This window comes from Nocardiopsis sp. N85 (assembly GCF_028882275.1).
Taxonomy (GTDB): domain Bacteria; phylum Actinomycetota; class Actinomycetes; order Streptosporangiales; family Streptosporangiaceae; genus Nocardiopsis; species Nocardiopsis lambiniae.
In genome coordinates this window covers 145,352-163,431 of sequence record NZ_JARBUT010000010.1, presented here as the reverse complement: position 1 = coordinate 163,431, position 18,080 = coordinate 145,352, and the positions used below count along the sequence as shown (strand labels likewise).

The window sequence follows — 18,080 nt, the reverse complement described above, 5'->3', positions numbered from 1 at the left end:
ATGGCCGTGACCGACACCTCCCCACTCGTCCACCCGGACGTCGACCCCTTCGCACCGGAGACCCTGGAGGACCCCCTCCCGTTGCAGGAGCGCCTGCGCGATGCCGGACCCGTGGTGCGTCTGGACCGCTACGGCGTCCACGCGCTGGCCCGGTACGAGCACGTCCACGCCGCCCTGACCGACTGGCAGACCTTCCAGTCGGCGGCGGGGGTGGGCCTGGCGAACTTCCGCCATGAGAAGCCCTGGCGTCCGCCGAGCCTGCTGCTGGAGGCCGACCCACCGCTGCACGACGCCCCTCGGACCGTGCTGTCCCGGGTCGTGGGACCACCCCGGCTGCGCCGCCTGCGCGAGGCCTGGGCCGAGGAGGCCCGGGAACTCGTCGACCGCGTGCTGGGCCGCACCTCCTTCGACGCCGTCACCGGACTCGCCCAGGCCTTCCCCCTGCGCGTCTTCCCCGACGCGGTGGGTCTGGGCCGGGAAGGGCGGGAGAACCTCCTGCCCTACGGCGACCACGCCTTCAACGCCTTCGGCCCGCGGAACGCGCTGGTGGACAAGGGAGCCCCCCGGGTCGCCGAACTCTCGGCGTGGGTCGAGGCGCAGTGCGCCCGGGAACGGTTGGCGCCCGGCGGGTTCGGAGCCGCGATCTGGGAGGCCGCCGACCGGGGCGACATCACCGAGAGGCAGGCGCCCCTGATCGTGCGCTCCCTCCTCACCGCCGGGGTGGACACGACCGTCCACGGGCTGGCCGCCGTCCTGTACGCCTTCGCCACCCACCCCGAGCAGTGGCGGCGCCTGCGTGAGGACCCCCGCCTGGCGCGGGTCGCCTTCGACGAGGCGGTGCGCTGGGAGTCCCCGGTGCAGACCTTCTTCCGCACGGCCACCCGCGACGTCGAGATCGCGGGCACGACGATCCCCGAGGGCGGCAAGATCCTGATGTTCCTGGGCGCCGCCAACCGCGACCCGCGACACTGGACCGACCCCGACTCCTTCGATCTCACACGCGACCCCTCCGCCCACGTAGGGTTCGGCATGGGGCTGCATCAGTGCGTGGGCCAACACGTCGCCCGGTTGGAGGCCGAGTCGCTGCTCACCGCCCTGGCCGAGCGCGTCGAGCACATCGAACTCGCGGACACGCCCGTCCGCCACCTCAACAACACCCTGCGTGCCTGGTCCTCGATGCCGGTGCGCGTCCGCACCGTCTGAACGACCGCCGTCCGGGCCCGCCCCGCGGGCCGTGAACGCCACAGGAAGGACAACGATGCAGCACGTACGCGGCGTCATCGCCCGAGCCGAGGGGGCACCGGTCTCCGTCGAGACCATCGTCATCCCCGACCCCGGCCCCGGAGAGGCCGTGGTGAAGGTGCAGGCCTGCGGTGTGTGCCACACCGACCTGCACTACCGCCAGGGCGGGATCGGCGACGAGTTCCCCTACCTGCTCGGCCACGAGGCCGCCGGGATCGTGGAGTCGGTCGGCTCCGGGGTGACCGAGGTGGGACCGGGCGACTTCGTCGTCCTCAACTGGCGTGCCGTGTGCGGCCGCTGCCGGGCCTGCCTGCGCGGACGCCCCTGGTACTGCTTCGACACCCACAACGCGACACAGCGCATGACCCTGGAGGACGGCACCGAACTCTCCCCGGCCCTGGGGATCGGCGCCTTCGCCGACAAGACCCTCGTCGCCGCCGGACAGTGCACCAGGGTCGACCCCGCCGCCGAACCCGAGGTCGCCGGACTCCTCGGCTGCGGTGTGATGGCCGGACTGGGCGCCGCCGTCAACACCGGGGGCGTGGGCCGGGGCGACTCGGTCGCCGTGATCGGCTGCGGGGGTGTGGGGAGCGCCGCCGTGCTCGGGTCGAGGACGGCCGGGGCCACCACGATCGTCGCCGTCGACCTCGACGAGCGCAAGCTCGCCAAGGCCCGGGAACTGGGCGCGACGCACACCGTCAACGCCGCGACCACCGACCCGGTGGCCGCCGTGCGCGACCTCACCGGCGGACACGGGGCCGACGTGGTCATCGACGCCGTGGGCACCCCCGCCACCTACGAGCAGGCGTTCCAGGCCCGGGACCTGGCCGGGACCGTGGTCCTGGTCGGCGTGCCGGCCCCCGACGCGCGCCTCTCACTGCCGCTCGCGGACGTGTTCGGGCGCGGGGGCTCGCTGAAGTCCTCCTGGTACGGCGACTGCCTGCCCTCGCGGGACTTCCCGATGCTCATCGACCTGTACCTCCAGGGACGCCTGGACCTGGGGGCGTTCGTCTCCGAGACCATCCCGCTCGACGGGGTGGAGGAGGCCTTCGCCACCATGCGCGACGGCGACGTGCTGCGTTCGGTGGTGGTCCTGTGAGCGGGGCGCGCATCGACCACGTGGTCACCTCGGGCCTGTTCACCCTGGACGGCGGGAGCTGGGAGGTCGACAACAACGTCTGGATCGTCGGGGACGACGCCGAGGTGATCGTCATCGACGCGGCGCACGACGCCGACGCGATCCTGGCCGCGGTGAACGGTCGGCGGGTGTCGGCGATCGTGTCCACCCACGGCCACGACGACCACATCGACGCGGCTCCCGACCTGGCCGCCCGGACCGGGGCGCCGGTCCTCCTGCACGCCGACGACCTGATGCTGTGGCGGGCGCGGCACCCCGACACCCGACCGGACGGGGAACTCCGTGACGGACAACGGCTGGCGGTGGCCGGCACGGAGCTGACGGTGCTGCACACGCCGGGGCACAGTCCCGGCGCGGTCTGCCTGTACGCGCCCGACCTGGCCGCGGTGTTCTCCGGCGACACCCTGTTCCAGGGCGGGCCCGGGGCCACCGGACGATCCTTCTCCGATTTCCCGACCATCATCGGTTCCATCCGGGACCGGCTGCTCGGTCTGCCGCCCGGCACGGCCGTGCACACCGGCCACGGCCCGTCCACCACCATCGGCGACGAGGCTCCCCACCTCCAGGAATGGATCGCCCGCGGCCACTAGACCGGGTTTTCGCGAACCTCCGCTGTGCTCCGGTCGGTGCGAGGCCGCCCGGGGGCGGGGAGCTTCGGCGGCTGCGTCGACGTCCTCGTTCCCCGGACGTTCGCTCCGGGCCCGCGCCCCCGGGGGGCGTCCTCGCCGTCCCCGCGGCACGGGAGGGCGTTCACGGCACGGGACCTCAGACGCGCAGGGCGTCGGTGAGGCCGGTCAGCAGGCGGTCGACGTCGTCCTCGCTCGTGTAGGGCGCCATGCCCACGCGCAGCCCGGCGGTGTCGTCGACGCCCAGGCGGGCGAACGCCTCATGGGCGTAGAAGCTCCCCGCCGGTGCGAGGACGTCGCGTTCGGCGAGGAATCGTGAGACGTCGGCGCTGCGGCGTCCGGGGAAGGTCATGAACAGCGTGGGGGTGCGTTCGGCGGCCCGTGAGTGCGCGACCACGTCGTCCCCCAGCTCGGCCAGCGCCGCCTCCACCTTGCCGCGCAGCGCCTGCTCGTGCTCTTCCACCAGGGTGCGGGCGGCGGCCAGACGGGAGCGCCGGTCGGCGCCGGCGGGGGCGAGTTCGGCGGTGAGGTCAAGGGCCTCGGTGGCGCCGGCCATGATCTCGTAGGGCAGGGTGCCGTACTCGAACCGCTCGGGAACGGTGTCGGGGGAGGGCACCAGCTTGTCGGGGGTGATGGTCGCCAGCAGGGCGGGGTCGGCGGCCAGGACGGCGCAGTGCGGGCCGAGGAACTTGTAGGGGGAGCACACGTAGAAGTCGGCGCCCAGCTCCCGCACGTCCACGACCGCGTGGGCGGCGTGGTGGACCCCGTCGACGTACACGAGGGCGCCCACGGCGTGGGCGCGGTCGGCGACGACGCGCACCGGGAACCGGGTGCCCAGCAGGTTGGAGGCGGCCCCGACGGCGACCAGGCGGGTCCGGCCGTTGACCACGCCGTTCAGGTCGGACAGGTCGGGCTCGGCGGTGAGCGGGTCGAAGTCGATCCAGCGCACCGTCGCGCCCGCGCGCTCGGCGGCCTGCACCCAGGGGCGGACGTTGGAGTCGTGGTCCAGGCGGGTGACGACGACCTCGTCGCCGGGGCCCCAGCCCTGGGACAGGTGCCGGGAGAAGTCGTAGGTGAGCTGGGTGGCACTGCGTCCGTACACGATCCCCTCGGGAGCGCACCCCAGGAGGTCGGCGTAGGCCCGGCGGAACGCCCCGACGGCGGCCTCGGCGTTGGCCTCCGAGGCCACCGACGCGCCCCGGATGGAGAGGGGGCCGGTGAGGGTCCGGGCGATCGCCTCCCCGACCCGGGCGGGGGTCTGGGTGCCCCCGGGGCCGTCGAAGTGGGCGATCCCCGAGGCCAGGGAGGGGAATCGCGCGCGGAACGCGGTGAGGTCGAACGCCGTCATGGGGCTCCTCCGTCGAGTGCGTGCGGGCCCGCCGTCGTGCGGCGGCCCCGTACAGGTGTATCCCTTCGGCGGTGAGGAACGGAAGTCCTCGCACTCGGAGGAGCCTTCGTGGAGGCCGTGCGCCCGACCGCCCTCGGCCCCGGCGACCGCAGGGGGCCCGTCGTGCTCCGGGTCGCGGACGAGCCGGATCCGGTCCTGCCCCGGTCGGGGCCGAGGGGCCCGCCACCGCTCACGCCGGAGCCGATCCCTTCCTCCGCTCCCCGGGCCCGCCGTGCTCTTCGGCACCACCGGCCGGTGAGGGTCGGAAGGACGGCGCATACCCTGAACGACGTGGTCAGACGAGATGCCCTTGCCGGTGCCCGGGAACGGGCGTTCGACAACCGCCGGTTGCCCTCCTACGAGGCCGGTGAGATCGCCGTGCCGTTCGTCGTGTGGGGGACCGAGGAGGTCATCGCCCGGGACACCTTCTGGGAGGAGCACTCCCATCCCACCCACGAGCTGCTGTGGAACGAGCGCGGCGCCTCGTCGGCGACGATCGGTCCGCGGGTGTGGACCATCACGTCCACGGTGGGTCTGTGGATCCCCGCCGGGGTGCGCCACTGCGGGTGGACACCCGCCGGGACCTGGCACCGGGCGGCGCAGTTCGGGGTGCACGCGGTGCCCTCGATCGCGGACCGGCCGGTCGCGGTGGAGGTCACCCCGCTGCTGCGGTTGTTGCTGGGCAGGCTCGACGGCGAGGAACTCGGCGCGGACGAGCGGGCCCGGACGGAGGCGATGGTCCTGGACCTGATCACACCGGCCCGCAACGAGATCCTGTTGCGGATCCCCGAGTCGCCGCTGCTGGCGCCCATCGTGTCGGCCGTGCTGGAGGATCCGGCCGACACCACGACGTTGGCGGCGTGGGCGGCGCGGTTGGGGGTGAGCGGCCGCACCGTCACGCGGGCGTTCCGGGCCGAGACCGGCCTGGGGTTCAGCCGGTGGGTGGCCACGGCGCGGGTGCGGCACGCGATCACGCTGCTGGCGCACGGTGAGGACATCGAAGAGGTGGCCGCGTGTGTCGGTTATCACTCGGTGAGCGCGTTCGGCACGGCTTTCCGGCGGATCACGGGGACGAGTCCGGGGCGGTTCCGGGCGCGGTGACGGCGATCCGGACATCCGCTGTCCGTTTCGCGACAAAGGGTGTCGGATCTGCGCGATTGCGCGCCAGGTGAATGCACCCTAACTTTGGTTAGGCAACCCTTATCTCTCGTGGTCGCGCCCCGTGCGGTCCCTCGGCACGCGCCGCCGACGCGAGAGTCCGGCCCCGACGCTCCCAGCGCCGCCGCCGCAGTCCCCTGACCGGAAGGACCCCATGTCCCGCGTTCCCACGCCCGTCGCCGTCGCCGCGGCCGCGCTGCTCACCGTCGGGCTCGCCGCCTGCTCGTCGTCCCCCACCGCGCAGGAGGGCGAGGGCTCCGGGGACTGGACCCCCGTCACCATCGAGCACGCCCTGGGCAGCACCGTCATCGACTCCCGGCCCGAGCGGGTCGCCACCGTCAACTGGGCCAACCACGAGGTCCCGCTGGCCCTGGGGGTCGTGCCGGTCGGCATGGCCGCCGCCGACTTCGGCGACGACGACGGCGACGGCCTCCTGCCCTGGGTCGCCGAGAGGCTCGAAGAGCTCGACGCCGAGCCCCCCGTGCTGTTCGACGAGACCGACGGCATCGACTTCGAGGCCGTCGCCGACACCGCCCCCGACGTCATCCTCGCCGCCTACTCCGGGCTCACACAGGAGGACTACGACACCCTCGGCGAGATCGCCCCCGTCGTCGCCTACCCCGAGACCGCCTGGGGCACCCCCTGGCAGGACATGATCACGCTCAACAGTCAGGCCATGGGCATGGCCGAGGAGGGCGAGGCGCTCATCACCGAGCTGGAGCGGGAGATCGCCGCGTCCGCCGCCGAGCACCCCGTGCTCCAAGACCGCTCGGTGATGTTCCTGACCCACGTCGACACCACCGACCTGAGCCAGGTCAGTTTCTACACCACCCACGACACCCGCGCCCTGTTCTTCGAGGACCTGGGCCTGCTCACCCCCGAGAGCGTCGCCGCCGCCTCCGCCGAGACCGACGCGTTCTCCCTGACGCACAGCGCCGAACAGGCCGACGCCTTCTCCGACGTCGACATCATCGTCACCTACGGCGGCGACGAACTCGTCGAGGCGCTGGAGGGCGACCCGCTGCTGTCCCAGATGCCCGCCGTCGAGAACGGCGCGATCGTCGCCCTGCCCGGCAGCGACCCGCTGGGCACCGCCGCCAACCCGACCCCGCTGGCGATCCCGTGGGTCCTCGACGACTACCTGTCGCTCCTGGCCGAGGCCGCCGACAAGGCCGAGTGACCGTGCACGACACCTCCACCGCCTCGGGCGTCGCCATCGTGCGGCGCCCCAGGCGCGCCAAGGCCCTGTGGCTGCTGCTCCTCCTGGTCGTGCTCCTGGCGCTCATGCTCGCCTCGGTCGCCGTGGGCTCGCGCGTCGTCGCCTGGCCCGACATCGTCGCCGCACTGGGCGGCGACACCGAGGGCTTCGACCGGGCCGCCGTCGCCAAGCGCGTCCCGCGCACCCTGCTCGCCGTGCTCGCCGGGGCGGCCCTGGGGCTGGCCGGCGCCGTCATGCAGGGCGTGACCCGCAACCCGCTGGCCGACCCCGGCATCCTGGGCGTCAACATGGGCGCATCCCTCGCCGTCGTCACCGGGATCGCCTACTTCGGACTGGCCTCGCCCACCTCCTTCATCTGGGTCGCGATCGCCGGGGCCGGTGTCACCGCCGTGTCGGTGTACGTCATCGGTTCCCTGGGAACGGGCGGCGCCACCCCCCTCAAACTCGCGCTCGCCGGAGCGGCCACCTCGGCCGCGCTGGCCTCGTTCGTCAGCGCCGTCATCCTGGGGCGCAACGACATCGCCGACGGGGCCCGCTCCTGGCAGATCGGCGGCGTCGGCGGCGGGACGTTCGACTCCCTCTCCCACGTCCTGCCGTTCCTGGTCGTCGGCGGCCTCCTGTGCCTGCTCTCCGCCCGGGGACTGGACCTGCTCGCCCTGGGCGACGAACTCGCCGCCGGGCTGGGCACCCGGGTGGCCACCGCCCGGGCCGGGGCCTCCCTGGGCGCCGTCGTGCTGTGCGGGGCGACCACCGCCGTCACCGGCCCCATCGCGTTCGTCGGACTCGTGGTCCCCCACCTGTTCCGGATGCTCATCGGCACCGACCACCGCCTGCTGCTGCCCTTCTCGGCGCTGGGCGGCGCGGCCCTGCTGACGGCCGCCGACGTGATCGGCCGTATCGCGGCCCGCCCCTCGGAGGTCGCCGTCGGCATCGTGACCGCCCTCATCGGCGCCCCGTTCTTCATCTTCATCGTCCGCCGACACAAGGTCCGTGCACTGTGAGCGGTTCCGTCACCAAGACCACGCAGACCCCACCGGCCGTTCCGGCCGCCGGGGCCGTCGACACCGTCTCCCGGGGGCGGCACCGCAGGGGCCGACGGCGGCTCGCCGTCGTCGTCGTGCTGAGCGTCCTGATCGTCGCGGCCTTCGCCGTGACCCTGATGTTCGGGCGGACCTTCCACCCGCCCGCCGACGTCGTCCGGGTCGTCCTGGGCCAGGACGTGCCCGGGGCGTCGTTCACCGTCGGACGGCTGCGGCTGCCCCGGGCGGCGCTGGCGGTGGTGGCGGGCCTGTGCTTCGGCCTGGGCGGCGTCACCTTCCAGACCATGCTCCGCAACCCGCTGGCCAGCCCCGACATCATCGGTATCAGCGCGGGGGCGGGTGCCGCGGCCACGTTCGCGATCGTGGTGCTCTCCCTCGAAGGCGCCGGGGTGTCGGTCTTCGCCATCGTCGTGGGCCTGGCCGTGGCCGTGCTCGTGTACCTGCTGGCGTACCGGAACGGGGTGTCGGGCGGCCGGCTCGTCCTCATCGGCATCGGTATCGCGGCCATGCTCGAAAGCGTCACCGCCCACATCCTGGACCGGGCCGCCGAATGGGACCTCCAGGAGGCGCTGCGCTGGCTGACCGGCAGCCTCAACGGCACCACCTGGGACGAGGTCGTCCCCGTGGTGATCGCGGTGGCCGTGCTCGCCCCGGTGCTGCTCTCCCGCGCCGGCGACCTCGAAACGCTCCGCTTGGGCGACGACACCGCCTCGGCGCTCGGCGTGCGCGTGGACCGCACCCGACTGGTCCTCATCGTCACCGCCGTGGGACTCATCGCGTTCGCGACCGCCGCCGCGGGCCCGATCGCGTTCGTGGCGTTCCTGTCCGGGCCGATCGCGGCGCGCCTGGTGGGACCGGGCGGCTCCCTGCTCGTCCCCGCCGCGCTGGTGGGGGCGCTGCTGGTGCTGGTGGCGGACTTCGCCGGCCAGTTCCTGTTCGGCGTCCGCTACCCCGTCGGGGTCGTCACCGGGGTGCTCGGCGCCCCCTACCTCGTCTACCTGATCGTCCGAACCCACCGCGCGGGAGGCTCCCTGTGACCACGGCCCACTCACTCCTCGTCGAGGGCCTCACCCTCGGCTACCAGGACCGTGTCGTCATCGAGTCCCTGGACCTGACCGTGCCGCCGGGGCGGATCACCGCGATCGTCGGGGCCAACGCCTGCGGCAAGTCGACGCTGCTGCGCGCCATGTCGCGGCTGCTGTCGCCCCGGGCCGGACACGTGCTGCTGGACGGGAAGCGGGTCCACCGGATGCCGTCCAAGGAGGTCGCCCGCACGCTCGGCCTGCTGCCGCAGTCCCCGATCGCCCCGGAGGGGATCGCCGTGAGCGACCTGGTGGGCCGTGGCCGCCATCCCCACCAGGGGAGGTTCGCGCGGTGGAGCCGGGAGGACGACGAGGCGGTGGCCGCCGCGCTGGAGGCGACGGGGACGCTGGAGTTGGCCGACCGGTCCGTCGACGAACTCTCGGGCGGGCAGCGTCAGCGGGTGTGGATCGCGATGGCGCTGGCCCAGCGCACCGACCTGCTGCTGCTCGACGAGCCGACGACGTTCCTGGACGTCAGTCACCAGGTGGAGGTGCTGGACCTGCTCACCGACCTCAACCGGACGCTCGGCACGACGATCGTGATGGTCCTGCACGACCTCAACCTCGCGGCCCGCTACGCCGACCACCTCATCGCCCTGGCGGACGGACGCCTGCACGCGGAGGGGGACCCCGCGCGGGTGCTCACACCCGAGACGGTGGAGGCGGTGTTCGGGCTGCGCAGCCGGATCATCACCGACCCGGTGTCGGGCAGGCCGCTCATGCTGCCCATCGGCCGTCACCACGACACGGCCCCGGCCGCCTGACCCCGGGCCCAGCCCTCCCCGCCGCCGGATCCGAAGCGTCGTCGGGCACGGGGGGTCGTTCTCCGGTGCTCGGCGTCGATCCCGAGGGCGGCGACGGCGCGCGGCCCCGTCCCGCGACACGCCGGCCGGCACCGCACCGCACGGCACGACGGCGGCGAACGCCGGCCGCGCCGGCGCCCCGGGTCCCGCGCGCCGGCGGATCGGCCCGTTCCCGGGGGCGGGACGCGGTCCTCCCGGCCTCTCCGCGCCGGGGCGGAAGGGCCGACCGGCACGGCCTCACGAAGGTCCGGGACGGGTGGATCCTGTGCGGACCGGCTCCGGCGTGCGAAGATGTACCTTTCGGCCGACATGGCGTGGCGGGCGGGCGTTCTCGGGACGGACGGCCTCCGCACCGGATCCCGGGGTGTCGCGATGCCCGTACAGCACACGTCCAACGAGTTGATGGTCTCCCTGGTCCGCGCCGGGCACCTGGCCACCTTCGAGGAGCTTCCGGCGCTGGTGGCCAAGAAGGCCGACTTCGCCGGCCTCTCCCAGGCCCGCTTCTACCTCGCCGACCACCAACAGCAGGTCCTGCGCGAGGTCACCGGGGAGGGCGACGACGCCCGCCGGGGCGGCCGGGACCTGCCGGTGGACGGCTCCCCGGCCGGGCAGGCCTACGTCACGGGCGTGACCGTCCGGGAGGAGAGGGAGGGGCGCTACTGGGTGCCGATCCTGGAGGGCGCCGAACGGCTGGGCGTGCTGCACGTGTGCTTCCCGGGAGACCCCGACCGCTCGGCGATGCGGGACCTGGCCTCCCTGGTCGGGCTCCTCGTCATCGCCAAACGCTCCAACAGCGACGCCTACGCCCGGCTGATCCGCACCAAGCCCATGTCGGTGTCGGCCGAGATGCAGTGGACGCTCATGCCCCCGGGCACCTTCGCCGACGCCCGGGTGACGATCTCCGCCGCCACCGAACCGGCCTACGACAACGCCGGGGACTCCTTCGACTACGCCCTCGTCGGGGACACCGCCCACCTGGCGATCTTCGACGCCATGGGCCACGACAACGCCGCCGGGCTCATCGCGAACCTGGCGGTGGGGGCCTTTCGCAACGAACGCCGCAAGGGCACCCCGCTCTCCCACATCCACCAGGGGGTGGAGGGCACCCTGATCCAGGAGTTCGTCCGCACCCGCTTCGCCACCGCGATCCTGGCCGAGCTGAACCTGGTCACCGGCGAGATGAACTGGGTCAACTGCGGGCACTTGCCGCCCATCCTCATCCGCGGCGGGCAGGTCCGCGAACTGGAGTGCGAGCCCTCCCACCCGCTGGGGATGGACCTGGGCCTACCGGTGACGGTGTGCTGTGAACCGCTCCAGCCGGGGGACCGGCTGCTGCTGTACACCGACGGCATCATCGAGGCCCGCGACTCCCTGGGGCACGAGTTCGGCGTGGACCGGTTCGCGGACTTCATCATCCGCCACCAGGTCGACAACATGCCGGTCCCCGAGACGCTGCGACGCCTGATGCACGCGGTGCTGGGGTACCACCACGACAGGCTCAACGACGACGCCACGGTGCTCTTCTGCGAATGGCACGGCTGACCGGGTCCCGCCCCCGGGCGCGCCCCCTGGGACACTGGCCTCGTGGACTTCCTCGAACTCCAGCGCCGGCTGCGCGAAGCCGGTCACGACGCCCACCTCGCCTACGACGGCCGCCACGACCCCTTCCGCCCCACCGGGCCGTCCGCGAGGCGCGGCGGGTACTGCCGGGGCGCGTGGAACCTCTACCACCTGGGCGAACACCGCTACGTGGTGACCGTCCGCGACCTCACCCGCCCCGTCCGCTTCGCCCGTGACACGACGGGCCCCGAGCCCGCCGGGTTCCGCACCGAGGAGGAGGCGTGCGCCCACCTCTGGGAGATCCTGTCCGGGCCCGACGCCCCCGAGGGCGTGCGCGACATCGCCTTCGACGCACTCCCCGAGGCCGTCGCCGGGTGGATCCGGTCCTGCGGAGGGGCGCCGACCCGGACCCTGTTCGGGAACCCGTTCGTCGCCTCGCGGGGGTCGGAGTCCCACCGTCTGAGCCGGGTCGGGGACCGGTACGTGCTGCGGCGGCGGTCGAACCTGCCGCCGACCGTCGGAGTGCCCTTCCACACCACCGAGGTGTGGGAGGACGCCTGCCGGGTGCTCATGTCGGTGATCGGCGACCGCGACGCCCCGCGACGCCGAGGCCTGCCCCTGGTCGGGTTCGCGCGCGGGACGTCGGGGGAGGAACGGGCCCGGCGGCTGGCGGGGGCCGGGTTCGAGGAGATCGCGCGGGCCTACGGGGCCGAACGCGGCGAACCCCTGCTGGACGTCCTGGCGGAGGCCGCGGCCCTGGACCTGGTCACCCCCGAGATCCTGCGGCTCGCCGGGGAACGCCACCTGGACGCGCAGCGGTTCGGGTCCGGCCGCTGCGTCACCTTCGGGTTCTCCGAGGAGCGCTACCGGGTCCGGGAGGTCGAAGGCCGCTACCTGCTGGAACGGGCGGGGGAGCGGGAGAACGCGTTCGCCGTCCTCGTGGAGTCGCCCGACCTGGACGACGTCCGAAGGCGGTTCGTGGACGTCCTCGACCCCGCCGGGACCCGCCGGGACCCCTCGGCGGGCTGAGGGGCCCCGGGGCCGTCAGCCGGCGGCGAGGTCTGCGAAGTGGGCCCTCATGCGATCGCTGTCCGGGGCGAGCCCGGTGATCAGCTCGAAGGCCCGCACCGCCTGGAACACGGCCATGCCGCCACCGGACAGGGTGGCGCAACCGCGCCGCTCGGCCTCGTCGAGCAGGGCCGTGCGCAGGGGCCGGTAGACGATGTCGGCCACCCACAGGGGAGGCCGCAGCAACGCGGCCGGCAACGGCAGACCCGGATGGTGGGCCATGCCGATCGGGGTCGCGTTCACCAGACCGTCGGCCCGGGACACGTGCGCCGCCACGTCCCCGGGAGGGGCCGCGCGACAGGACCGACCGGGGAACCGCGCGATCAGGGCGCGCGCCAGGGCGTCCGCCCGGTCCACCTCCGGATCCACGATCACCAGATCCCCGGTGCCCGAGGTGAGCAGGGCGTGGGCCACCGCGGCCCCCGCCCCGCCGGCCCCCAGCAGGACCACCCGCTCCCGGGCCGCGTCGGGCAGGCCGATCTCGAAGGCCTCCAGGAACCCCGACCAGTCGGTGTTGTGACCGATGGCCGAGTCCCCCTCGAAGACCACCGTGTTGACCGCGCCCAGCGCCGCCGCGTCGGGGGTGAGCCCGTCCAGGTGGGGCAGGACGGCCTGTTTGCACGGGTGGGTGATGTTGAGGCCGTCGAAGCCGTACCGCGGCGCCGACCGGACGAGTTCCCCCACGGACTCGGGGGGCAGCCCCCACACGTCGATGTCGATCGTCCGGTACACCAGCCGTCGTCCCAGCCGGTCCGCCTCGCGTTCGTGCATCGGCGGGGTCAGGGAGGGGCCGATGCCCGAACCGATCAACCCGACCAGGAAGGAACGCCCCTGACGATCCGTCTCCGTCGTGCCCCTCACGCGGCCCGCCCCGTCCGGTGGACGGTCATGCGCACCGGCGTGTTCCGGGCCCCGTACCCCTGATATCCGTCGACGCGCTGCACCACCTCGAAGAAGAGGTGACCGTCGAGCAGGGGGGTGAAGAAGTGGAGGAACCCACCCCCGCCGTCGGGATCGTGGTCGTGGAGGATGTCGAGCCGTCTCACCTGTTCTCTTCGGTGCGGCGGCAGGTCGGTGCGTGCCGCCAGGTCGTCGTGGTAGTTGTCCGGAACGGGCATCAGGGGCAGCCCGGCCGCCACCGCCGCCTCCGCCACGGCGATGATGTCGTCGCAGGCCAGGGCGATGTGCTGGACGCCCTGGGCGGGGTCCGGGTGAGGACCGTCCCCGATGACGGAGACGTTGAGGGCGATGCGCGGCCCCTCGTCCGGGGAGGGCAGGGACAGCGCCCGGCTGCGCACCAGCCCGTCGGGGGAGGCCAGGTCGGTGCTCTCACCGGCGGTCAACCCCAACAGGGCGGAGTAGAACAGCGACGCCTCGTCGAAGTGGTCGAAGGGCTGGTGCAGCCCGACGTGGTCGATGCCGGTGACGGGGGTGTCGCCGCCCGGACGGACGTCCTCGACGGCGGGCGCCGAGAAGTCCGCCAGCCACGGGTCCTCGCCCCCCTCGCCGACCGGGCAGAGGAAGACGGCGGTGCCGTCCGGCGCGGCCACGGCCCGCAGCGGGGTCTCGGCCCGGTCCCGCCGGCGGGTCAGCGCCGGTGCGCACAGCAGCTCGGCCCGGTCCCCGACCCGTTCGGGGTCGTCCAGGTCCACGCCCAGCGCGGTGATGGCCGCAGCGGAGTCCCAGGTGTGTCCGAGCCGGGGGTCGGTCGCGTTGAGCAGGATCCGGGCGCGCCCGTGCTCCCACAGTTGTACGGGCTTGGAACGGTGGTCCCGGACGTGCGCGAACCCCAGCGCGGAGAGCACGGAGCGGACACGTACCGCCGTCTCCTGCGTGGCGGCCACCTCCACGAACCCGAACCCGCGCGGCGGCACCGGGTCGGGCAGGCGGGCGAGCGTCACGGCGGCACGCCCGCCGGGGACCCCCTCGCCCCGGCGGGCGAGGGAGTCCTCCAGCACGGTGAGCGAACGCAGCGCGTCGGCGGCGGTCCGCTCGGGGTCGGCCGCCCGGAAGACGTCGTTGAAGACCTCCAGGGACAGCGGACCGCCGTAGCCGGCGGCGAGCACGTGTTCCGTGAACGCCACCAGGTCGAACCCGCCCTGGCCGGGGAAACAGCGGTGGTGCCGGCTCCACTGGAGGACGTCCATGCTCATCCGGGGCGCGTCGGCGAGCTGGAGGAAGAAGAGCCGGTCCCCCGGGATGTCGCGGATGCCCGAGGGATCGTCCCCGCGCGACAGGATGTGGAAACTGTCCAGGCACAGACCGAGCGAGGGGTGGTCGGCCCGCCGGACGAGTTCCCAGGACCGCCCGTAGGTGGACACGTGCGTCCCCCAGGCCAGCGCCTCGTAGGCCACCCGCACCCCGTAGGGTTCGGCGGTCTCGGCCAGCAGCCGCAACTGCGCGGCGGCCCGGCCGTCGTCGTCGATGGCGGTGGCCGTGGCGTTGGAGCAGACCAGGACGGTGTCCACGCCGAGTTCCACCATGAGGGCGAACTTGGCCTCGGCGCGGCGCACGTTCTCCGCCAGCCGGGCGTCGTCCACCCCCTCGAAGTCGCGGAAGGGCTGGTAGAGATCGATGTCCAGGCCGAGGTCGTCGGCCAGGGAACGGATCTCCCGGGGGCGCAGCGGGGAGGCGATGAGATCGTTCTCGAAGATCTCCACCCCGTCGAAGCCGACCCGGCTCGCCGCCCTCAGCTTCTCCTCCAGGGTGCCGCTGAGGCAGACGGTGGCGATGGAACGCCGCATGTGAACGGACTCCGATTCCGTGAGGGGGCGCGAGCGGGACGCGCCCGGACGATGGTGCGGTCTGCGTGTCAGCGGGCTTCCTGGAAGCTCTGGTAGAGCTCCAGCTCCTCGCCCTCCAGGTTCTCCATGAAGTACTCCCGGACCTGCTCGCGGAAGGTCTCCACGTCGACGTCGTCGACGACCTCGATGGCGCCGGTGGCCTCCCAGTCGGCCAGGACCTCCGCCTCGGCCTCCTCGATGCAGGCGCGGTTGTCCGCGCGGACCGAGGACACCGCCTCCTGGAGGGCCTCCTGCTGTTCCTCGCTCAGGCCGTCCCAGGTGGCGCCGGAGACCACGATCATCTGCGAGCCGATCTGGTGGCCGGAGAGGCTGATGTGCGACTGGACCTCGTCGAAGTTGTCGGCGGCGATGGTGGCGATCGGGTTCTCCTGGCCGTCGACGATGCCCTGCTGGAGGGCCATGTAGACCTCTTCGAAGGCGACGGCTGTGGCGTTGGCTCCCATGGCCTCGGCGTTGGCGAGGTAGATGGGTGAGTCGGGGAAGCGCATCCGCAGTCCCGCCAGGTCCTCGGGGGACCGGATGGCCTCGTTGGCGGTGAAGTGGCGCTCGCCGAAGTACCAGACGTCGAGGATGTGGGCGTCGGTGACCTCGCTGAAGCCCTCCTTCATCGGGTCGGCGGCAGGGGAGTCGAAGAAGGAGAACATGTGGTCGACGTCGTCGAAGGCGTAGGCGGCGTCGAAGACGCCGATGGGGCCGTGGGCGGCGCCGAGCGCGGCCGATCCCTGCACGTCCATGTCGATGTCCCCGGACATCACCGAGGCGAACGTCTCGGTGTTGTTGCCGAGTTGGCTGTTGGGGAAGGTGTCGACGGTCAGGTCGACGTCGGCCTCGGCCACGCGCTCGGCGACCAGGTCGATCCCGCAGCGGGTGTGCGGGTGGTCCTCGGTGTAGCTGTTGGAGAAGGTCAGGGTGGTGCCCTCCGCCGCGTCGTCGGTGTCGGAGGACGAGGAGCAGGCGGTGAGGGCGAGCACGGTCACCAGGACGGGCAGCGGCAGGCGGAGCATGCGGTTCATGCGAGGGTCTCCTTCGGTGGTGGGGGATGGAGCGGGGTCACAGACCCAGCAGTCCGGGGAGGAACAGGACGAGATCGGGTGCCAGCGTCAGCAGGACGAGGACGGCCACGATCGGGATCAGGAACGGGGCGGTGCCGCGGAAGACCTCGTGCATCGGGGTGCGCGTGGCCGACCCCAGCACGAAGAGGACGCCGCCGATGGGCGGGGTGAGCAGGCCGATCATCAGGTTGAGGATGACGATCACCCCGAAGTGGACCGGGTCCACGCCGAACTGCACGGCGATGGGCAGCAGGACCGGAACGGTGATGACCAGGGCCGCCATGGGCTCCAGCAGCGCGCCGATGACGATCAGGGCGACGTTCACCATGATCAGGAAGACCACGGGGCTGTCGGTGAAGCCGAGCAGGAACGAGGCGATGTCCTGGGGGACGCGCTCCCGGGCCAGGACCCAGCCGAGCAGGCCCGAGGCGGCCAGGATCAGCGCGATGGAGGCGGCCGTGGTGGCGGTCTCCACGGTGATGCCCCACAGGGAGCGCAGGCCCAACCGGCGGTAGCACAGCCCCAGGACCACGACGTAGGCGACACCGACGGCGGCGGCCTCGGTCGGGGTGAACAGGCCGCTGAGGATGCCGCCCAGGAGGATGACCGGGGCTCCCAGGGGGCCGATGACCCGCAGGGCGGCCCGGCGCAGCTCTCCCGGTTCGGAGCGCCGCCCGGCCAGCTGCGGCTGCCTGCGGCTCCAGACGAAGACGTACAGCGCCAGTCCGCCGGCCACGAGCAGGGCGGGCACCACGGCGGCGGCGAAGAGCGCGGCGGTGGACACGGCCGCGACGGAGGCGTAGACGATCGCCGGGATGCTCGGCGGCATCACCGGGCTGATCAGGCTCGACGACGCGGTCAGTCCGAGGGTGAACCGGCGGGGGTAGCCCCGTTGGGTCATGGCCGGGACCATCATCTTGCCCATGCCCGCCACGTCGGCCATGGCCGCGCCGCTGATCCAGGAGAACCCCAGGCTGACGCCGATGTTGACGTAGCCCAGGCTCGCCCGGACCCGGCCCAGCAGCACCTGCGCGAAGGCGAAGATGCGGTCGGCGATGCCCGTGTGGTTGGCGACCACGCCGAGCAGGATGAACAGCGGCACGGCCAGCAGGGGGAAGCTGTTGACCTCCTGGGCGGCGGTGCGCAGGCTCAGCCCGGTCGACTGGTCGGTGAGGGACATGTAGAGCAGGCAGGGGCCCAGGATCGCGAAGGCCACCGGTACGCGCAGGACCAACAGGAGGAGGATGCCCAGGATCACCAGGGTCGCGCTCATCGGTCGTCCTCCCGCGGCGGGGTCTCCAGCGCCGGGGGCGTGGGCAGCAGGGTGTTGGCCAGGGCGCGCAGCCCGGCGAGGGTCAGGCCGATCATGGGGATCACGTAGGTCCAGGAAAGAGGGATGCCCAGGGCGGGGGTGGTCTGCGGCGAGCCGCCGAAGACCAGGGCGAAGGCCTCGACGACGAGGCCCGCGGACACCGCGGCCACGACGAGGTTGGCGAGGATCCACACCGCTCGCAGCGCCCACCCGCGCAGGAAGAAGTCGACGAGTTTGAGGGTGATGTGCTCGTCCCGGCCGACCAGGTACCCGGCGACGGAGAAGGTCAGCCAGACGAGGCCGTAGCGGGCGAGTTCGCCCGTCCAGACCCAGCCGGCCAGCGGCAGGTGCCGTTGCACGGCCTGGGTGAGCATCAGGGCGAAGATCACCGTGAGCATGACGGCGCCGGTGGTCAGCTCGGCCCTCTCCAGCCGGCGCAGGACGGCCGGGCGGGTGCGCGGTGTCGTCGGATCGGGAGGGTGCGGAATCGATGTCATACGCGTCGGTTTCAGGTTCGGGGAGGGCGTCCGCGCTGATCAGCGCGGCGAATGTGACGTGGGCTACAGCCGCGTGAGGCCGTGCCGTGAAC

Annotated in this window: 16 protein-coding genes; 10 read left to right on the top strand and 6 right to left on the bottom strand. The window is 73.0% G+C overall.

The genetic code is table 11. The features are described from left to right. Genes PWG71_RS16110 through PWG71_RS16100 form a run of 3 tightly spaced genes read left to right on the top strand, consistent with a single transcriptional unit; the run spans position 1 to position 2,970 of the window. Positions 1-1,203: a cytochrome P450 gene (locus PWG71_RS16110; protein ID WP_274810547.1), complete on the top strand. Its 1,203-nt coding sequence runs from the start codon at positions 1-3 to the stop codon at positions 1,201-1,203. A gap of 55 nt (positions 1,204-1,258) precedes the next feature. Next, positions 1,259-2,341, top strand: coding sequence for an S-(hydroxymethyl)mycothiol dehydrogenase (locus PWG71_RS16105; protein ID WP_274810546.1), 1,083 nt, complete (start codon positions 1,259-1,261; stop codon positions 2,339-2,341). Then, entirely contained in the window at positions 2,338-2,970 is a 633-nt protein-coding gene (locus PWG71_RS16100) for an MBL fold metallo-hydrolase (protein WP_274810545.1), read from the top strand. The genes PWG71_RS16105 and PWG71_RS16100 overlap by 4 nt, the downstream gene beginning before the upstream one ends. 175 nt (positions 2,971-3,145) lie before the next feature. Here PWG71_RS16100 and PWG71_RS16095 read toward each other — a convergent pair whose 3' ends face one another. Continuing rightward, the gene (locus PWG71_RS16095) at positions 3,146-4,354 is read right to left on the bottom strand and encodes a cysteine desulfurase-like protein (protein ID WP_274810544.1); all 1,209 of its coding nucleotides are present in this window, start codon (positions 4,352-4,354) and stop codon (positions 3,146-3,148) included. Between the two features lie 330 nt (positions 4,355-4,684). Here PWG71_RS16095 and PWG71_RS16090 point away from each other — a divergent pair, with 330 nt between their 5' ends. From PWG71_RS16090 to PWG71_RS16060, 7 genes are all read left to right on the top strand, one after another. After that, a complete protein-coding gene (locus PWG71_RS16090; RefSeq protein WP_274810543.1) occupies positions 4,685-5,494 on the top strand; it encodes a helix-turn-helix domain-containing protein in 810 nt (269 codons plus the stop codon). 211 nt (positions 5,495-5,705) lie between these two features. Continuing rightward, positions 5,706-6,731 (top strand): iron-siderophore ABC transporter substrate-binding protein, encoded by a 1,026-nt coding sequence (locus PWG71_RS16085; protein ID WP_274810542.1) that lies wholly within the window; start codon positions 5,706-5,708, stop codon positions 6,729-6,731. Further along, positions 6,728-7,771: a FecCD family ABC transporter permease gene (locus PWG71_RS16080; RefSeq protein WP_274810541.1), complete on the top strand. Its 1,044-nt coding sequence runs from the start codon at positions 6,728-6,730 to the stop codon at positions 7,769-7,771. Before PWG71_RS16085 ends, PWG71_RS16080 begins: the two co-directional genes overlap by 4 nt. Further along, on the top strand, positions 7,768-8,847 hold the full coding sequence (locus PWG71_RS16075) for a FecCD family ABC transporter permease (RefSeq protein ID WP_274810540.1): 1,080 nt from the start codon (positions 7,768-7,770) through the stop codon (positions 8,845-8,847). Before PWG71_RS16080 ends, PWG71_RS16075 begins: the two co-directional genes overlap by 4 nt. Further along, on the top strand, positions 8,844-9,656 hold the full coding sequence (locus PWG71_RS16070) for an ABC transporter ATP-binding protein (protein WP_274810539.1): 813 nt from the start codon (positions 8,844-8,846) through the stop codon (positions 9,654-9,656). The genes PWG71_RS16075 and PWG71_RS16070 overlap by 4 nt, the downstream gene beginning before the upstream one ends. A 411-nt stretch (positions 9,657-10,067) precedes the next feature. Further along, entirely contained in the window at positions 10,068-11,237 is a 1,170-nt protein-coding gene (locus tag PWG71_RS16065) for a PP2C family protein-serine/threonine phosphatase (RefSeq protein ID WP_274810538.1), read from the top strand. Positions 11,238-11,279: 42 nt separating this feature from the next. Continuing rightward, positions 11,280-12,284, top strand: coding sequence for a hypothetical protein (locus tag PWG71_RS16060; RefSeq protein WP_274810537.1), 1,005 nt, complete (start codon positions 11,280-11,282; stop codon positions 12,282-12,284). A 15-nt stretch (positions 12,285-12,299) separates the two neighbouring features. Here the strand turns inward: PWG71_RS16060 and PWG71_RS16055 are convergent, their stop codons facing one another. The 5 genes from PWG71_RS16055 to PWG71_RS16035 form a co-directional block, all read right to left on the bottom strand. After that, a complete protein-coding gene (locus PWG71_RS16055) occupies positions 12,300-13,184 on the bottom strand; it encodes a shikimate dehydrogenase (RefSeq protein WP_274810536.1) in 885 nt (294 codons plus the stop codon). Further along, positions 13,181-15,067 carry a sugar phosphate isomerase/epimerase and 4-hydroxyphenylpyruvate domain-containing protein gene (locus PWG71_RS16050; RefSeq protein ID WP_274810535.1) on the bottom strand — a complete coding sequence of 629 codons (1,887 nt, stop codon included), beginning with the start codon at positions 15,065-15,067 and terminating at the stop codon, positions 13,181-13,183. Before PWG71_RS16050 ends, PWG71_RS16055 begins: the two co-directional genes overlap by 4 nt. 68 nt (positions 15,068-15,135) lie before the next feature. Beyond that, positions 15,136-16,140, bottom strand: coding sequence for a DctP family TRAP transporter solute-binding subunit (locus tag PWG71_RS16045; protein ID WP_274810534.1), 1,005 nt, complete (start codon positions 16,138-16,140; stop codon positions 15,136-15,138). A 37-nt stretch (positions 16,141-16,177) separates the two neighbouring features. Beyond that, the gene (locus tag PWG71_RS16040) at positions 16,178-17,452 is read right to left on the bottom strand and encodes a TRAP transporter large permease (RefSeq protein WP_274810533.1); all 1,275 of its coding nucleotides are present in this window, start codon (positions 17,450-17,452) and stop codon (positions 16,178-16,180) included. Further along, positions 17,449-17,988, bottom strand: coding sequence for a TRAP transporter small permease (locus PWG71_RS16035; RefSeq protein ID WP_274810532.1), 540 nt, complete (start codon positions 17,986-17,988; stop codon positions 17,449-17,451). The genes PWG71_RS16040 and PWG71_RS16035 overlap by 4 nt, the downstream gene beginning before the upstream one ends. Between the last annotated feature and the right edge of the window lie 92 nt (positions 17,989-18,080).